This window comes from Phormidesmis priestleyi ULC007 (genome assembly GCF_003003695.1).
GTDB lineage: Bacteria > Cyanobacteriota > Cyanobacteriia > Leptolyngbyales > Leptolyngbyaceae > Phormidesmis_A > Phormidesmis_A priestleyi_A.
This window is the reverse complement of sequence record NZ_PVWG01000012.1, coordinates 18,696-35,508: the sequence shown is the minus strand read 5'-3', so window position 1 is coordinate 35,508 and position 16,813 is coordinate 18,696. Positions and strand designations below refer to the sequence as shown.

General features: G+C 48.8%; 12 protein-coding genes. 9 read left to right on the top strand and 3 right to left on the bottom strand.

Translation table 11 applies throughout. From position 1 onward, the window contains the following. Window positions 1-121 precede the first annotated feature (121 nt). The gene (petH, locus tag C7B65_RS12495; protein WP_073070488.1) at window positions 122-1,369 is read right to left on the bottom strand and encodes a bifunctional rod-capping linker CpcD/ferredoxin--NADP reductase PetH; all 1,248 of its coding nucleotides are present in this window, start codon (window positions 1,367-1,369) and stop codon (window positions 122-124) included. A 4-nt stretch (window positions 1,370-1,373) separates the two neighbouring features. On the opposite strand from petH, the gene C7B65_RS12490 reads away from it, so the two are divergent. Continuing rightward, window positions 1,374-1,559 (top strand): hypothetical protein, encoded by a 186-nt coding sequence (locus C7B65_RS12490; RefSeq protein WP_143162028.1) that lies wholly within the window; start codon window positions 1,374-1,376, stop codon window positions 1,557-1,559. A gap of 245 nt (window positions 1,560-1,804) precedes the next feature. Further along, window positions 1,805-2,806 carry a phosphoribulokinase gene (locus C7B65_RS12485; RefSeq protein WP_073070490.1) on the top strand — a complete coding sequence of 334 codons (1,002 nt, stop codon included), beginning with the start codon at window positions 1,805-1,807 and terminating at the stop codon, window positions 2,804-2,806. A 213-nt stretch (window positions 2,807-3,019) separates the two neighbouring features. Here the strand turns inward: C7B65_RS12485 and C7B65_RS27795 are convergent, their stop codons facing one another. After that, entirely contained in the window at window positions 3,020-3,187 is a 168-nt protein-coding gene (locus C7B65_RS27795) for a hypothetical protein (protein WP_181314387.1), read from the bottom strand. Between C7B65_RS27795 and C7B65_RS12480 the strand changes: the two genes are divergently transcribed. From C7B65_RS12480 to C7B65_RS12470, 3 genes are all read left to right on the top strand, one after another. Continuing rightward, window positions 3,186-3,602, top strand: coding sequence for a hypothetical protein (locus C7B65_RS12480; protein ID WP_143162029.1), 417 nt, complete (start codon window positions 3,186-3,188; stop codon window positions 3,600-3,602). The two genes, C7B65_RS27795 and C7B65_RS12480, sit on opposite strands and share 2 nt — an antisense overlap. A gap of 158 nt (window positions 3,603-3,760) precedes the next feature. Beyond that, window positions 3,761-6,850, top strand: coding sequence for a valine--tRNA ligase (locus tag C7B65_RS12475; protein WP_073070492.1), 3,090 nt, complete (start codon window positions 3,761-3,763; stop codon window positions 6,848-6,850). A gap of 111 nt (window positions 6,851-6,961) precedes the next feature. Then, a complete protein-coding gene (locus tag C7B65_RS12470; RefSeq protein ID WP_073070493.1) occupies window positions 6,962-7,480 on the top strand; it encodes a hypothetical protein in 519 nt (172 codons plus the stop codon). 36 nt (window positions 7,481-7,516) lie between these two features. Here C7B65_RS12470 and C7B65_RS12465 read toward each other — a convergent pair whose 3' ends face one another. Continuing rightward, window positions 7,517-9,574 (bottom strand): ABC1 kinase family protein, encoded by a 2,058-nt coding sequence (locus C7B65_RS12465; RefSeq protein WP_317615806.1) that lies wholly within the window; start codon window positions 9,572-9,574, stop codon window positions 7,517-7,519. A gap of 409 nt (window positions 9,575-9,983) precedes the next feature. Between C7B65_RS12465 and C7B65_RS12460 the strand changes: the two genes are divergently transcribed. The 4 genes from C7B65_RS12460 to C7B65_RS12440 all read left to right on the top strand — a co-directional run bounded on the left by C7B65_RS12460 (window position 9,984) and on the right by C7B65_RS12440 (window position 16,746). After that, complete coding sequence (locus C7B65_RS12460) at window positions 9,984-10,172, top strand: hypothetical protein (protein ID WP_073070494.1); 189 nt, start codon at window positions 9,984-9,986, stop codon at window positions 10,170-10,172. Between the two features lie 22 nt (window positions 10,173-10,194). After that, the gene (gene recN, locus C7B65_RS12455) at window positions 10,195-12,084 is read left to right on the top strand and encodes a DNA repair protein RecN (protein WP_073070495.1); all 1,890 of its coding nucleotides are present in this window, start codon (window positions 10,195-10,197) and stop codon (window positions 12,082-12,084) included. A 497-nt stretch (window positions 12,085-12,581) separates the two neighbouring features. Further along, complete coding sequence (locus tag C7B65_RS12450) at window positions 12,582-15,293, top strand: adenylate/guanylate cyclase domain-containing protein (RefSeq protein WP_073070496.1); 2,712 nt, start codon at window positions 12,582-12,584, stop codon at window positions 15,291-15,293. 763 nt (window positions 15,294-16,056) lie between these two features. Beyond that, window positions 16,057-16,746, top strand: a complete 690-nt coding sequence (locus C7B65_RS12440) for a pentapeptide repeat-containing protein (RefSeq protein WP_073070497.1) — start codon at window positions 16,057-16,059, stop codon at window positions 16,744-16,746. Window positions 16,747-16,813 lie beyond the last annotated feature (67 nt).

The following is a 16,813-nucleotide window of genomic DNA, read 5'->3' as shown; positions in this document are numbered from 1 at the left end:
ATCGCGCCAGCATTCACAAGAAAAGATTGAGCGCCCTCAGACAAAACGCCGGAAGAACCTCATCAGTTCCTCCGGCTTGTTCGATCGTTAAGACCTATCGAAATCCACCCATACAAGTCAATTAGTAGGTTTCCACGTGCCAGCGACCCGCTTTCTTCATGGCGCGTTGAAACTCTTTCCACTCAACGCCCGCCTTTGAAGCCTCAGCCGAGAGAGCCGCATCAATGCCGTCCTCCATGCCTTTAAGACCACAAATGTAGGTGTGAGTCTTCTCATCTTGCATCATTTGCCACAGTTCAGCCGCGTGTTCAGCCACTCGGTCTTGAATATACATTCTGCCGCCATCCTTGTTCTTCTGCTCACGGCTAATCGCATTGGTGAGACGGAAGTGATCAGGATACTGCTGTTGAATTTCCTCCAACTCTTCTTTATAGAGAATGTTTGCTGTCATCGGGATGCCGAAGATCAGCCAAGCAAAGCCGTTGAACTGGTAGTCCGGGTTGGCGGCTTTCTCGTTATCTTTGAACATCCGCCACAGGTATGCCCGCATTGGCGCAATCCCCGTCCCAGTTGCCATCATAATCACTTTGGCTTCGGGGTCAGTCGGAAGCAGCATTTCTTTGCCCGTCGGGCCTGTGATCTTAACGTCTGCCCCCGGCTCTAGACCGCAGAGATAGGTTGAGCAAACGCCATAGACCATCTCGCCCGTCTCAGGATGCTTATACTCTAACTGCCGAACGCAGAGAGAAACGGTCTTGTCATCAACCCGATCGCCGTGACGAGTTGACGCGATCGAATAAAGCCTGAGTTTTTCAGGTTTGCCGTTTTTGTCAGTGCCAGGAGGAATGATGCCGATGCTTTGTCCTTCTAGATAACGCAAGTCTCCACCAGAGATGTCGAACATCAGGTGGCGAACTGTACCGATTCCACCTTCGGCGACGAGTTCCTCGTTAGAAATACATTTACCAACATACGGACTAGCGGGTCGGTAAATATTCACGGGAATGTCTGTCGCGACAGCAGCCTTTGCTTGAATCATAGGCTTAGTCTTTTCTCCTGCTTGAGTGCCTTGCGCTTCAGTTTCCTGCTTAACCTGGGTTGCAGACTGTTCTAGGGTAACTTTTCCGGCAAAATCACCATTAACCTCTAAAGGCTGAATGCCGACAATTTTGCCGCCCATACGCGTAATGCGCTGCATAAACTCATTCATCTGAGTGTAGGGCACCGTGATAAACGTGCTGCCGCTTTGCCGAATGGGGTAGCTCATCTGGTCATTTTCTTGGCTCTGGCGCAGACCGACTACTTCATACCGAAACACGCGGCTACCTGAGGGTGTGTTGCCAGCACCTGTTGCGCTTGAATTGAACATCGCTTTGAATATCTCCGACCTAACTCAACTTAATATTGTGCTGCAAGGTGCCCTTTCTACCAAACTGGTGGGCGGCAAGTTGCTCCTCTTATTCACTCTACAGATTCAGGGAGACTTGGCGATCGCTAAAATCATAAAATTCCAGTTAAGTTCGCCCCTCTATAGACATAAATACACGTCTTACCCGTAAAGTTAGAAGAGTTTGCAAATTTTAGATTTACTTAAGGCTTGTGAGGGGGATCACGATTTGGTAAGATCTGCCCTAGCAAGTAGTACTAAATACTTAACTGCAACGCTTTGAGCCAAACCAGGCTCTTAAGATAGGCAGCATTCAGTCATCAAATTGCTGGATTTTTGCTTAAGTTAAAGTCGTCCCAGCTCTGGCTGACTCAAGAACCCAATTAGTAGAAAACTTTTTGTTTTAGAGGAAACCGTATGATCAGTAAGCCAGACCGCGTGGTTTTAATCGGTGTTGCCGGAGACTCCGGGTGCGGTAAATCCACGTTTCTGCGCCGATTGACAGATCTGTTTGGGGAAGATTTCGTTACCGTTATCTGCCTAGACGACTACCACAGTCTGGATCGCAAGCAGCGCAAAGAGACCGGAATCACGGCACTAGACCCTAGAGCCAATAATTTTGACCTGATGTATGAGCAAATTAAAGCGCTCAAAAACGGGGAAAAGATTGACAAGCCCATCTACAATCACGAGACAGGTCTACTTGACCCTGCCGAGGTCATTGAGCCAAACCATATCATCGTGATCGAAGGGTTGCATCCTCTCTATGATGAGCGGGTTCGCAATTTGCTAGACTTTAGCGTCTATCTCGATATCAGCGATGAAGTCAAAATCGCCTGGAAGATTCAGCGCGACATGGCAGAACGGGGTCACACCTATGAAGATGTGTTGGCTCAGATTAACGCTCGTAAACCTGACTTTGAGGCCTATATTGACCCTCAGAAAGGATTTGCAGATGTGGTCATTCAGGTGCTGCCCACGCAGTTAATCAAGAATGACCAGGAGCGGAAAGTGCTGCGAGTGCAGATGATTCAGCGAGATGAAGTGGAGGGCTTTGAGGCTGCTTATCTGTTTGACGAAGGCTCCGAGATTCATTGGACTCCTTGCGGACGGAAGCTCACCTGCTCCTATCCTGGAATCAAGATGTATTACGGTCCTGATTCTTACTATGGTCATAGCGTTTCGGTTCTAGAAGTCGATGGTCAGTTTGACAAGCTCGAAGAAGTCATCTACATTGAGCAACATTTGAGCAAAACTTCCTCAAAATATACTGGCGAACTGACTGAGCTACTGCTCAAGCACCGTGAATATCCTGGCTCTAACAATGGAACTGGCTTATTTCAAGTGCTGGTTGGGCTGAAGATGCGAGCTACCTATGAGAGATTGATCGCCCCGGAGAAAGTTGCGGTTAGCGCCTAAATGCTGATCCAGTACTAGATTTGGAAAGTAGTTTTGACGATCGGGGATGCCATACGTGTCCCCTTTTTTGTGTGATTAAAACTCTAAATCAAAGTCATAAGTTCTTCTGGCACATTCAATCGAATTTAGCGGGGTGCTTTGACCTTATAATGTTTGCTTAAGATTTGAATTTGATATTTGCCCTTCGATCGCCTCGGAATTCCCCTTTTAACGTCACTGAAAAAGAACAATGGTCGTCAACCGAACAAATAAAACAAATAGCCAAAGGGGTGCCAGCGATCGGAGTGCAAAACCCAATTCCAAACCCGCCGTCGCTACAAACGGCACAACGAACGACGAAGTTACTCCAGACATCACTGACTCCACAAAGGAAGAAACCATGAGCGCCGACGTTATTGACGTGACCCCTGAAGCCGAGCAAAATGGAGCGATTCAACTCCACAATCAGCCTAGTCTCTCGGTTTGGAACCGCCCCATCATGTCCAGCGACATCGAGATCGCCGGAACGATTCAAGATGGAGGGATTCGCCCGATCGGAGCGAGTCATCTAGACATTGTGGGCACCTTGCTGACTAATCGCCCGATCATGGCCAGTCACCTCCGCATCTTTGAAATGGTAGACAACCGCCCGGTCTTTTGTGACGAGATTAAAATGATCGAAGGCGAAGGTCTTTATGGCAGACCTGTGATGGCAAGCGACCCAGACTTGATGAATGACAACATGGGGTTTGGGCAACGCCCGATCGCATCCAACAATGTTGATGATGCCCCTGCTTTGATGGGCTTTATTGACTAAATTGGTTCTTTTTGAGTCTCAAATTCAACGACTCATTGACAAGGTGCTTCTTTCGGGAGGCACCTATTTTTATCGTTGAGCAATTCACTTTATGCCCTGGGCATATGAACGTTTATCATTGACAAATAAGCGCCCCCTCTAGTCCCAAAGTTCTTCCAATGACTGCAACGATCCCTAATCTGCCCAGCCAATATGACTCCGCTGCCTCAGAAGCCAAGTGGCAGAAGTTTTGGGAAGAAAATCAGGTCTTTAAAGCCGACCCAAACGCGCCCGGTGAACCTTACTGTGTCGTGATTCCGCCGCCTAACGTCACGGGCAGTCTACACATGGGACACGCCTTTGAAACGGCGTTGATTGACGCACTTGTGCGCTACCACCGAATGTGTGGTTACAATACGCTTTGGCTGCCTGGAACCGATCACGCCAGCATTGCGGTGCAGACGATTTTAGAAAAGCAGTTGAAGGCAGAAGGCAAAACTCGGCAGGAGTTGGGGCGTGAAGCATTCCTCGATCGCGCCTGGAAATGGAAAGCCGAATCAGGCGGGACGATCGTCAATCAACTCCGACGATTAGGCGTTTCGGTAGACTGGTCAAGAGAGCGCTTCACGATGGATGAAGGGCTGTCAAAAGCCGTGCTAGAAGCCTTCATCAAGCTCTACGATGAGAACCTGATCTATCGGGGCAACTACCTGGTGAACTGGTGCCCTGCCAGTCAATCTGCGGTTTCTGACTTAGAAGTTGAGAATCAGGAAGTCAACGGGCATTTGTGGCATTTTCGATATCCACTGGTGCAGAGTGATGGCTATGTCGAAGTCGCAACTACTCGACCGGAGACAATGCTGGGAGACACGGCTGTTGCGGTGAATCCGAAGGACGATCGCTACAAACATCTGATCGGTCAAACAGTTCTGCTGCCTCTGATGGAGCGAGAAATTCCGATCATCGGTGACGAATTTGTCGATCCGGCTTTTGGTACGGGCTGCGTCAAGGTAACTCCCGCTCACGACCTCAACGATTTTGAGATGGGCAAGCGGAATAATCTAAAATTCATCAACATTCTCAATAAAGACGGCACTATCAACGAAAACGGCGGCGAATTTCAGGGGCAAGACCGCTTTGTGGCGCGTAAGAACGTAATCAAGCGGCTTGAAGAAGAAGGATTGCTGGGCGAAATCGAAGACTATAAGCACACGGTTCCTTACAGCGATCGCGGCAGAGTTCCGATCGAGCCTCTGCTCTCCACACAATGGTTCGTCAAAATCAAACCCTTGTCTGAACCCGCTCTCGCTGACCTCGATCAAAAACACTCGCCAGACTTTGTGCCCGATCGGTGGGGAAAAGTCTACCGAGATTGGCTAGTGAATTTAAAAGACTGGTGCATCTCGCGTCAGCTATGGTGGGGGCATCAAATTCCTGCCTGGTATGCGGTGAGCGAAACCGGGGGCGTGCTCACCGATACAACTCCGTTTATGGTGGCGCGAAGTGAAGCAGAGGCGAGAGAAAAAGCGATCGCGCTGTTTGGCGAAAATGTTCAGCTAGAGCAAGATCCTGACGTGCTCGACACTTGGTTTTCTGCTGGTTTATGGCCCTTCTCAACGCTGGGCTGGCCTGACAAAACTCCTGACTTTAAGCGCTACTACCCGACTGCGACGCTGGTGACGGGCTTTGACATCATCTTCTTCTGGGTTGCCCGCATGACGATGATGGCAAAACACTTCACCGGGGAAATGCCCTTCAAAACCGTCTATATTCACGGTTTGGTACGTGACGAAAATAATAAGAAGATGTCCAAGTCTTCTAATAACGGCATCGATCCGCTAATTCTGATTGACAAATATGGCACCGATGCACTGCGCTATACCCTGGTGCGGGAGGTGACTGGGGCAGGGCAAGATATTCGATTGGAATATAACCGCAAGACGGATGAATCTGTTTCGGTCGAAGCCTCTCGCAACTTCACCAACAAGCTGTGGAATGCTTCTCGATTTGTGTTGATGAATCTGGATGGCAAAACACCCGAACAGTTGGGATTTCCAGATAAAAGCAAGTTGGAACTGAGCGATCGCTGGATTCTTTCCCGATTCCATCAAGTCACTCAGCAAATTCGCGATCAGGTCGATCATTACGGTTTGGGCGAATCTGCCAAATTGTTATATGAGTTCATCTGGGGCGATTTTTGCGACTGGTATATCGAACTGGTCAAACCCCGCTTGCAGGGCAACGACACAGCTTCTCGTCAGGTGGCTCAACAAACCCTGGCTTATGTTCTAGAAGAGACTCTGAAGCTACTTCACCCCTTTATGCCTCATATCACCGAAGAGATTTGGCATACCGTCACGCAAAATGACGAAAACTCAGGCAAAACCTTGGCGCTTCAAACTTACCCGGTGCCTGACTCGACGCTGATCAACCCTGACCTAGAGCAGCAGTTTGAACTTCTGATCGGTACGATTCGCACGATTCGGAATCTTCGAGCCGAAGCAGACATCAAGCCTGGAGTCAAAATTCAGGCAATCTTGCAAACCGAAAGTGAGCAGGAAGAACACATTCTCAAGTCAGGTCAGCCTTACATTCAAGATTTAGCGAAGGTGAAAACGCTGAGGATTAATCACCCTCAAACCCAGTCAATCCTAGAAAGTGCAGAAAATCTTTCTGAAGCTGATCTTCTCAGCTCGATCGCCACCTTCCTATCCAAGCATCAGCGCGTTTTGCTGACGATCGGCTTCATTCTCTTGACGCTGATTGTTCTCAAAGCTTGTGCGGGTGTTTTAGGAGCCGTTCACGAAATTCCTCTACTGCCTACGTTTTTAGAACTTGTTGGCATTGGCTACACCACTCGGTTTACTCAGCAAAAACTCTGGAAGGTTGACGATCGCCAGCAGCTATTTGACCAAATTGAGCAATTCAAAACCGAAGTAGTCGGGTCACGTCCTGATGATTTGGAGCCAGTTTTCGACGTGCCGCCCAGCGTGATCGAAGACTCAGCCCAAACGATCGTCGGCGTAGTCGGAACAGTGCGAGTTGCAATTCCGCTTGCAGGATTAATCGATTTGGTGGCGCTCAAGGCAAAAACCGAGAAAGATCTGAAAAAAGTAGAAGCTGAAATTCAATCGCTTTCAGGACGGTTGAGCAACGCCAAGTTTGTCGATAAAGCCCCTGCTGACGTGGTGCAAACGGCGCGAGACGCTTTGGCAGAAGCTGAGAAGCAAGCCGAGATTCTGCAAACCCGGCTCGATCGCTTAGGCTGAAATCAGATGCGGTGATTGACCCTCATCCATAAACTGGTTGCCATCTGGTTGTCAGTCTAAGACAATTGATCCTATCGCGGTTTTCAACAGAGACAAGTAGAGAAAACGATAATGTTGCACTTGGCTCAAGTTCATCAGAAAAACTACTCAAAGGCAGGGTTACGCCTGCTGGCAACCCAAAAAGCCGAGAACGTCTGGACAGTCGCCCACGAGGAAGAGTTTGTCGTCTCTACTAGAGCGAATGATTACAGTGAGAATGCGTTAGTGCTGGTTGAGTTATCAAGCACTCAACAGATTCTCAGCATTCGAGATGCCAAAGATTGGGTTTTAGAACTCGTTGAAACTTATTTGGTCAACGGCATTACACCCGCTTATCTTCACCAAGAAACTGAACGAGCCGAGCAGTGGCGACAATCGCTCACCCTGCAAAGTCAAGAACTCGATCGCCGCACACTTGAGCTAGAAGCCCGTCGAGAGCAAATTCAAGCCCTCGAAGAAGACCTGAAACGTCAAAAAAAGCAGTTTGAGGTACAGTCCTCTGAGCTTGAGTTGAAAAACCAGGATCTCGATCGTCGCGCTCTGGAACTAGAAGCCCGCGAAGACGACCTGGAACGCCGCAGATCCCTATAGAAACAGTCTGTCAGAAAGTCTCTATAGGGATTTTTTCTACAACTGAACCGCTTTAACCTGCACTTCAGACAAAGCCTTGGCGGGAGGTAAGGCGGGGCGCGAAATCGGGTAGACGATCTCACCTTGAGGCGATCGCGGATTGCTCAACAAAAATTCTCGCAAGAGCCGAACGGCGAGTTTTTGCGCTAAACCGCCCACAATTTTTTGACCCATCTGCTGAGTTTCGGGTTTGACCAGCAGTCGAGGCAGCAACGCCAGCAGTTTGCCCTGATCAAAGCCGCGAGTTTCTCGCAAAATATTCCAGATATTTTTGACGTGATCAAGAGTCTTCTGATTTTCAGGAACAGTTACGGGATCAGTCTTCCAGCCCACCTGTTTGCGGAATCGATAATTCGCATTGTCCCAAACACTCTGACCCAGTGAGTCTAGACCTTTGATGATTTCATTCACCAGATTGGCACGAATGAAGTCACCCCGCTCTGAGAATAAGAAATCAACGGCTTGGTCAAGCGCTTGATCGAGGTCATAGTCTTGATTACTCTGGGCGTTTCGCAGCAGGTTTTCTAAGCGATTCCATCGAAAACTGCCATCTTTAAACAGCAGATCGCGCAGTGATTCTCGGAGTTGAGGCGATTGATCGGTCAGCAATCGTTTTGCAACATAAGGATAAGCCTTGCTCAACACTTTGAATTCGGGATCGACGTGGATAGCAATGCCTTCTAGGGTCACGAGCGATCGGATAATCAGCGCATAATAAGCCGGAACCGTAAATGGATATTCATACATCAACGCTGAGAGCTGGTCGGTAATGCTCTTGATGTTGATCTCGGCAACGCTCGCCCCTAGCGCATCGTTAAAAACACTGGCAAAGGCAGGAATGATCGGAGTCAAGTCAGTATCTGGAGTCAAAAACTCTAACTTCACATAGTCATGGGCTAACCCATCAAAGTCTCGATTGACCAGGTGAACGATCGCTTCGATCAACCCATAGCGCTGATAAGGCTTGACTTCGCTCATCATGCCAAAGTCTAAATAAGCGAGTTTGCCGTCTGCCATTGCCAGCAGATTGCCAGGGTGAGGGTCAGCATGAAAGAAGCCGTGCTCTAAAAGTTGCCGCAGCGAACACTGTACGCCTACGTCAATCAAGTGGGTCGCGTCGATGCCTTGTTCTCGAATCTCATCAAGTTGGGTCAGCTTGGTGCCTGTGATCCACTCCATCGTCAAGACGCGCCGCGCCGTGTAATTCCAATAGATTTTTGGGACGTAGATTTCTGGGAGATATCCATAAAGAGCGGCAAAGCGTTCGGCGTTGCAACCTTCGTGATTGTAGTCAGTTTCCTCGAAGATACGAGTCGCTAGTTCATCAGCGATCGCCACCAAATTGCTCCGCACTCGCTTGATATGCTTCATCGCCCAGGCAGAAATTCTTCGCAGAATATACATATCGACAGCGATGCTTTCAGCCAAACCAGGACGCTGCACTTTGATCGCAACGTCTTCACCCGTTTTGAGCTTGCCTTTATAGACTTGACCCAGCGATGCCGCCGCGATCGGCATGGGGCTGATTTCTGCATAGATCTCGTGGGGTTCGGCCCCTAGTTCTTCTCGAATGAATTGAAACGCAATCTCGTTCGGAAACGGAGGCAACTGATCTTGAAGCTTGGTGAGTTCGTCTAAATAATTGGGGGGCACCAGATCGGGGCGGGTCGATAGCGCCTGACCAATTTTGATGAACGCTGGCCCCAATTTGGTGAGCATTTCGCGGAGATGAATCGCTTGTCCTTGCTCGGCACGATCGCCGCCGCCAGTGACTCGATCCCACCAGAGGCGAAATGCAAACCAGACAAACGGCAGGAAGATATTTAAGGTTCTTGCAAAGATCTTGAAGGGCTGTTTGCGATAGCGAGCCGCAATCTCATCAGGATCGTAGTGAATGCTAGGAGCCATCTGCTCGTATGCATCCTCGATCAAAATTTCAGATTCATGCTCAGTCATGACGGTGGATAAGTCCGCCATTTCTCGATCGGCATCCGCGATCGGGTGCCCTGTGGCGGTTGTCGTAGAAGAAGCAGACTTAACGTTCATGACGCTCATGGAGTTAAAACCGGATTGAAACGGTATATAAAGTATTGTAACAATAAGCTCACAAAGTTCTTCTCTTTCAGTTAATCATTTCTTTAGAAATTACAGACCATTGAATAGGGAAGGATTTCCGAACTATTTTGTAGAGAATTCCTCTCAGACAGTTCTCACTTCTCTCAAAATAGGTTGATGAAGGCGCAAGTGTCGTCAACACAAAGCATTAAAAAAACCTGAATTCGATGAAACTTTTCGCTGCGGTTGCAAATCCGGGTTGCCCCCTAAATCCCCCAAAACTGGGGGACTTCAAGCCCAGAATTTAGGTTCAAAGTCCCCCAATTGGGGGGATTTAGGGGGCTGAAGCACTGAAGAACGAAGCGAAAGAACTCATCGAACTGACGTTAAAAGAGTTACTTTTCAGCGTTTGCCGATTAAAATAGGACAAATTTACTATCACAAGCGCGAAAAAGAACACCCCATCAGTTCGCTGACCGTTAACATTAAATTGGGCACCTTCACGAATGCCATCGTTAAGTCCAAATCATTTCTACAGACCACAATCTTTGTGTCTGACCTAGCGATCGCAATTCTATTTCAATCAGCCAGCGTCTAACTCCCCAGCCTGAAATTTGCCCATGTTGCTGTCTCTGCAAATCGAAAATTTTGCTTTAATCGACCGTCTAGAACTGGACTTTGGCTCAGGGCTACACGTCTTGACGGGTGAAACGGGCGCGGGTAAGTCAATTATTTTAGATGCGATCGATGCCGCTTTGGGGGGCAAAGTTACCAATCGAGCCGTCCGCACTGGGGCAGAACGCGCCTCGGTCGAAGCTACGTTTCAGCTTGATTCCGCCATGAAAAACTGGCTCGAAACAGAGCAGATCGATCCCTTAGACGGTTCTCTATTGGTCTGCACTCGTGAAATCGTCGCCAGTGGAAGCGGGCAGCGCAATCGATCGCGCGTCAACGGTGTGCTGGTCAACAAACAGCAAATGGAATCGCTGCGCGATCGCCTCGTAGAAATCACGGCTCAGGGGCAAACCGTTCAACTAGGTCAGCCCAGCCTGCAACGAGATTGGCTGGATAGCTTTGGTGGAACGGCGATCGTCAAGCAGCGAGAAGCCGTCAGTCAGGCGTTGTCGAGCTATCAGCAAGCCGCTCAAGCCCTCGAAAAGCGTCGTCACTCCGAGCAACAACGGCTTCAGCAGCTTGACTTATTTGAATATCAACTCCGAGAACTCAATGTCGCCAACCTCAGCCAACCCGACGAACTCGATCAGTTAGAGCAAGAGCGAAAGCGTCTCGGTCACAGCGTCGAATTGCAGCAGCAGAGCTATCAGGCCTATCAAGCCCTTTACCAAAACGAAAATGGCGATGACGCTTGCTCTGATCTGCTGGGCAAAGCTCAGACATTGCTGACTGATATGCTGCGCTATGACGAGCAGATTCAGCCCGTGTTGGATCTTGTCACCTCAGCCTTGACGCAGGTTGAAGAAGCTGGCCAGGAAATCAACGCTTATGGAGATAGTTTAGAAACCGATCCCCGGCGATTGCAAGAAGTAGAAGAGCGGATTATTGAACTCAAGCAGATTTGCCGCAAGTACGGGCCGAGTTTGGCAGATGCGATCGCGCTTCAACAATCGCTCCAAGCCGAACTTGAAGGACTCACCGGAGCCGGACAATCGCTCGAAGAACTTGAACAAGCTGCCTACGATCGCAAAACTGAATTGACAGACGTGTGTGCAAAATTAACTCACCTTCGTCAAACTGCCGCCAAGGATTTAGAAAATCGCCTCATCGCAGAACTGAAGCCCCTAGCGATGGAAAAAGTTCAGTTTCAAGTAGGCATCACGTCCATCTCACCCACCTCTGCCGGAGCCGATCGCATCACTTATTTATTCAGCCCCAACCCTGGAGAACCGCTGCAATCGTTGACCGAGACGGCATCTGGCGGAGAGATGAGCCGTTTTCTGTTGGCATTACAGGCTTGCTTCTCGCAGGTCGATTCAGTCGGAACGCTCGTTTTTGACGAAATCGATGTCGGCGTTTCGGGGCGGGTTGCCCAAGCGATCGCCGAAAAATTGCATCATCTCAGCCGTCATCATCAGGTTCTCTGCGTCACTCACCAACCGATCGTCGCAGCAATGGCAGACCACCACTTTCATGTCGATAAGCAGGTGATCGATTTTAATCACAACGGACATGCCAAAGGCAAAAAGCGGAAGACAAAAGCTGATGCTGAAGAAGACGGTGTTGTCGCGGACACTCCCGACGTGCGAACGGTAGTGCGAGTCAGTGCCCTCGATCGTCAACAGCGCCGAGAAGAATTGGCACAACTCGCGGGCGGACAATCCAACGACTCTACTAATGGCTCCAGTGAAGATGCGGCTTCTGCCTTTGCAGAATCTCTCCTCGCTCAAGCCGCCAGCCTTCGAGAAAATGGATTAGTTCAGGTCGATCATCCTGCTTCGGAGCCAGTGCGAAAACCTCGATCGACCAAGGCAAAAGCAGCCAAGAAGAATTAAATTAAAATTTTCTGTTTATAGGTTACTTTTGGATACAAACAGCGTGAGGCTGTTGTCTAAGAAAATACTCCGTCATGACTTCTGAGCGGCAAAAAAGTGGCTTACGGTCGTGCTTTATCGTTAAGAAAGTCGAGGGAACTCATCATAAAGATGCTAATTAGGGAATGCTGAGATCAGCCTCAGATTGGTATATGAATGAGTTTGAACGATAACATTTCTTATTAAAGCAGTGATCTGCTAAATTCCTTTGTAGCAAAGGATTCTCGACCCATCACTTGCCCTAAAGTGCTCAAAAAACGAGGCTAGTTTCCTCACTTGGTAGAAATCGGTACACCTAGTCTCTGGTGATCGTGTCAGAATCGTCCTAGATTGAACATGTCGTTTGAGTCAGAAGCGAGACTCAATGCTGCTCATAACTCAAACGACTGATCAATTTTCTGTAACTTTTCACTTGTTCAGACAAAAAGCATTCCTCTAGCTTTTCACTGAAAATCGTTATGACTTCTGCATCTCCTCACCTACCTAATCGCAATTCTCGTGATGTCTCTAAAGACGCTGCAATTACAAATAATCACCCGCCCCTGATTGACGATCGTACGCCTATCAAATCTACTGCGGTGGAGGTCAGTCGATATGGCAATCGAGATGCGCTCTGGAGTCATGAGATCATCGAGCCATCCTCGTTTGGCATTGCCCCTCACCTGCCTGCTGACTCTAGCCTTGTCACTAAAAGTTCGCTTTCGCCTCCCAAAGGCAAGTTTGCTTCCTTCCTGGCGCCACTGACGCAGGACAGATTTAAAGAAGTCGTCCACGAGGTCGAGCAAAAACTGAGAATCGTCAATCAAACCCTCTCAATGCTAGATGCACAAGGGTTTGACACCATCTTAGAAGAGATGCTCAACTCGATCACGACCAAAACTGGGGAGTTGCTCAACGCCGATCGCGCCACTATCTATCTGCTCGACGAAGAGAAAAACGAACTCTACACCACAGTCGCTGAGGGCAATCAGGGACGCAGCCTCGAAATTCGGTTTCCGGTCGATCAAGGCATTGCCGGAGAAGCCGCCACCTCTAAACGTGGGATCAACATTCACTACGACTTTTTTGATGACGATCGATCGGGGCAAGCAAAGATTCAGTATCAAAAGACAGGCTATCGAGCCTACACGATGCTGACATTGCCACTGCTCAACGACGAGGGCGATCTTGTAGCCGTCATTCAACTGATCAATAAGATTAAGCCAGGGTGCGATCGTTCAACGCCTCTCGATGAACGAATTGACTTGCAGGGCTTCACTCACGGCGATGAGCAGCTTTTTGTCGAATTTGCGCCCTCAATTCGGCTGATTTTAGAGTCGTCTCGATCGTTCTACATCGCGACCCAAAAACAACGGGCAGCCAATGCGCTGATTAAAGCCACTCAATCACTGAGTCAGAGCAGTTTGGACTTAGATGACACCCTAATGCGAGTCATGGATGAAGCCAAAAAGCTGATGAATGCTGATCGCAGCACCCTTTGGCTGATTGACCGAGAGCGAAACGAAATCTGGACTCGGGTGGTGATGGCAGACGGCAACTTAAAAGAGCTGCGATTTCCGATCGGGGTTGGCTTCGCGGGTCAAGTCGCTGCCTCTGGTGAAGTGATCAATATTCCCTTTGATCTTTATGAACACGAGGGAGCCGAAACTGCCAAAAAGACCGATCAAGCCACTGGTTATCGAACTTGTAGCCTTTTGTGCATGCCCATTCGCAACGCAGATGGCGATCTGATTGGGGTGACTCAACTCGTCAATAAAAACAAACAGGGATACTCTATCAATTACAATCCCCAAAATTGGCCCGCAGCACCCGAATTCTGGAAAGCCAGCTTTAATCGCAGCGATCAGGAGTTTATGGCGACCTTCAACATTCAGGCGGGGGTCGCGCTGCAAAACGCCAAACTGTTTGAGACGGTCAAACAGCAAGAGCAGATGCAGCGAGACATTCTACGATCGCTCTCCAATGGCGTAATCTCGACGGACAAAGAAGGTCATATCATTGCTGCCAACGAAAGCGCCAAGAAGCTATTGGGTTTAGACAGCAATGAGTCGTTAGAGGGAAAATCGATCGCAAATCTTGTTCAAATTGAGAAAGCAGATTTCTCGAAGTGGTTTGGCATGGCGCTAGCCGACAAAAACCGCCAGCAATATTATCCTGACCAAACCTTGCAGCCCGCTCAAGGAGCAGAACAGCATAGCATTAACCTGTCGATTAATACGATCGCCGATGCCAACGACAGCAAAAAAATCTCTGGTGCGCTGGTTGTCATGGATGACATCAGCGATGAAAAGCGCCTCAAGAGCACGATGTATCGCTACATGACTCAAGAACTGGCAGAGCAGTTGTTAGAAAATCCTGATGCTGCCAAGATGGGGGGCGATCGCAAAGAAGTCTCCGTTTTGTTCTCCGACATTCGCAGCTACACCTCGCTGACTGAGACGTTAGGGGCCGAAGAAGTCGTCGAACTGCTCAACCAATATTTTGAGTCGATGGTCGATGCCGTGTTTGCTCACAAAGGCATTCTCGACAAATATATCGGTGACGCAATTATGGCGGTTTTTGGCTCTCCGTTGCCGTTAGACGATCACGAGTGGATGTCGGTGCAAACAGCAGTTGAGATGCGTCATCGGCTCATCGACTTTAATGCAAAACGTCAATCAGAAAATAAAAAAACGATCAAAATTGGCATCGGTATCAACTCCGATACCGTGATTAGTGGCAACATTGGCTGTAGCAAACGCATGGAATTCACTGCGATCGGAGATGGGGTTAACCTCGGTTCTCGATTAGAAGGAGCCACCAAAATCTATGGCACCGATATTGTGATTAGCGAGAGCACCTATCGCCCCTGCGCCGATCGCATTTGGACGCGGGAACTCGACTTCATTAAAGTCAAAGGCAAAAGTAACCCAGTTGCCATTTATGAACTAGTAGGGCTGCGATCGGAAACGGTCTCTGAGCAAAAGCAGCAGGTGATTGAGCACTATGAAAAAGCACGACGGCACTACTTAAATCGCAAATTTGCTCACGCAGTTGCCGGATTTGCGACGGTCTTGGAAATTGACAGCCACGACAAAGCAGCGGCTCTACATATGGAGCGCTGTCAACACTGGCTCAAAAATCCGCCAACTGATGAATGGGACGGCGCTTGGGCGTTGACCGAAAAATAGGGTTTGGGGAACTAAGGAACGTGGATTTATTAAGGTGTAACTTCTCGCCCTCTCCCTCAGGAGCTACGGTGTACAGCACTCTTTGTCGCTGCGTTTGGGTCGGCTTCAGCCCCCTAAATCCCGCATTCTGGGGGACTTTGAGCTAAGACTCTGGTTTCAAAGTCCCTCACTCGTGGGGGATTTAGGGGGCAAAAGTCTCGGCGATGACAAATCAGAGGACTTTTACAGGTTATTTAATCCACGATCCTAAGTAAAGGTTTGATGTATTGGTCAGTATCCTAAAATGGGAGTGTTATCTTTGACGAAAGGCAGTCGCCCGATCGGGTCATGTGTCGGTTCTAATAATCGACTAGACTACATTCGAGAGGCTCCTAGATATGGGTAGCGATCGCGGATTCCAACGTGCAGTTCGCCCAGCTAAATTGAAACGATTCATCATTCGTTATAGTTATGCCTAACTCAGATCAACTAATCAACAATGGGCAAGCCTCCCCGGAAGACAACTTCCTCTCTAACCCGCCTGAACACAGTTTGAATAACGCTCCTAATTTGGAGAGACTGATTCCTAAAAATCTTAGTCATAACAAAAGAGCAGTCATCGAAAGACTGATTGTGCTGCATCTCTCACAGACAACCTGAGAGTTAACCCGTTTTGAGTCATTAATCTTTTGAGCGCATTGCGAAATTCATCCGCAGTGCTCTGTAGTCCTACCTAACTGAGTGCAGTCCCTCGTTCCCACATTGTCTCAGTTAGGGGAAAAAGATGATGACCAAAGATCAATCCCTCCAGCTTATTCGAGAACTGATCGAGCGCGTTGAGACAGCCGACACAGACGACTTTTTTGATCTAGCGCTGATCGCAGGGCTAAATCCGCTTCAAGATTTTTCAGAGGCAAATTTAAGCGCGATCGATTTGCGTTCTAAAAATATGTCGGGTGCTGATTTGGTGAGCGCTCACTTGGTCGGTGCTCATTTGATTAATACTAATTTCACCCAGGCAAACTTGATTAGTGCCAACCTCGCCAACACAAATTTGATCAATGCCATTCTCACCGAAGCATCGTTGATTGGTGCAGATTTAGCCTCCGCAAACTTGATGAAAGCGACGATCGTCAGTGCAAACCTGACAGGCGCAAACCTGACTAATGCAAATCTCAGCTATGCCGATGTCCGTCGCAGCACCTTAACCGGAGCCAAACTCGTCGGCGCAAACTTGAGCGAGGCAAACTTTGGTCACGCTGATCTGCGCCGTAGCAATCTGGTCAATACAGATTTAAGTGGAGCTAGTCTCTATGGGGTAGACCTCAGCAGCGCTGATTTGCGAGGAGCCATTCTGATCGACACCGACCTGATTGGGGCAAAAGTTGAGAGAACTTGCTTTGGACAAAACCCAGAGCTTTCTAGAGATCTTCGGCGCGATCTGAGACAGCGAGGCGCACTTCTAGACGATTAAGCGCTGATGTACGACTAAGAAGAACCCTCACCCCCAACCCCTCTCCCGCAGGAGAGGGGCTTTCAAG

Coding starts and splice junctions, on each gene's coding strand:
- C7B65_RS12465 (WP_317615806.1), bottom strand. CDS start 9,574: ATGAGCGTCATGAACGTTAAGTCTGCTTCTTCTACGACAACCGCCACA.
- C7B65_RS12440 (WP_073070497.1), top strand. CDS start 16,057: ATGATGACCAAAGATCAATCCCTCCAGCTTATTCGAGAACTGATCGAG.
- petH (WP_073070488.1), bottom strand. CDS start 1,369: ATGTTCAATTCAAGCGCAACAGGTGCTGGCAACACACCCTCAGGTAGC.
- C7B65_RS12475 (WP_073070492.1), top strand. CDS start 3,761: ATGACTGCAACGATCCCTAATCTGCCCAGCCAATATGACTCCGCTGCC.
- C7B65_RS27795 (WP_181314387.1), bottom strand. CDS start 3,187: ATGGTTTCTTCCTTTGTGGAGTCAGTGATGTCTGGAGTAACTTCGTCG.
- C7B65_RS12470 (WP_073070493.1), top strand. CDS start 6,962: ATGTTGCACTTGGCTCAAGTTCATCAGAAAAACTACTCAAAGGCAGGG.
- recN (WP_073070495.1), top strand. CDS start 10,195: ATGTTGCTGTCTCTGCAAATCGAAAATTTTGCTTTAATCGACCGTCTA.
- C7B65_RS12485 (WP_073070490.1), top strand. CDS start 1,805: ATGATCAGTAAGCCAGACCGCGTGGTTTTAATCGGTGTTGCCGGAGAC.
- C7B65_RS12450 (WP_073070496.1), top strand. CDS start 12,582: ATGACTTCTGCATCTCCTCACCTACCTAATCGCAATTCTCGTGATGTC.
- C7B65_RS12480 (WP_143162029.1), top strand. CDS start 3,186: ATGAGCGCCGACGTTATTGACGTGACCCCTGAAGCCGAGCAAAATGGA.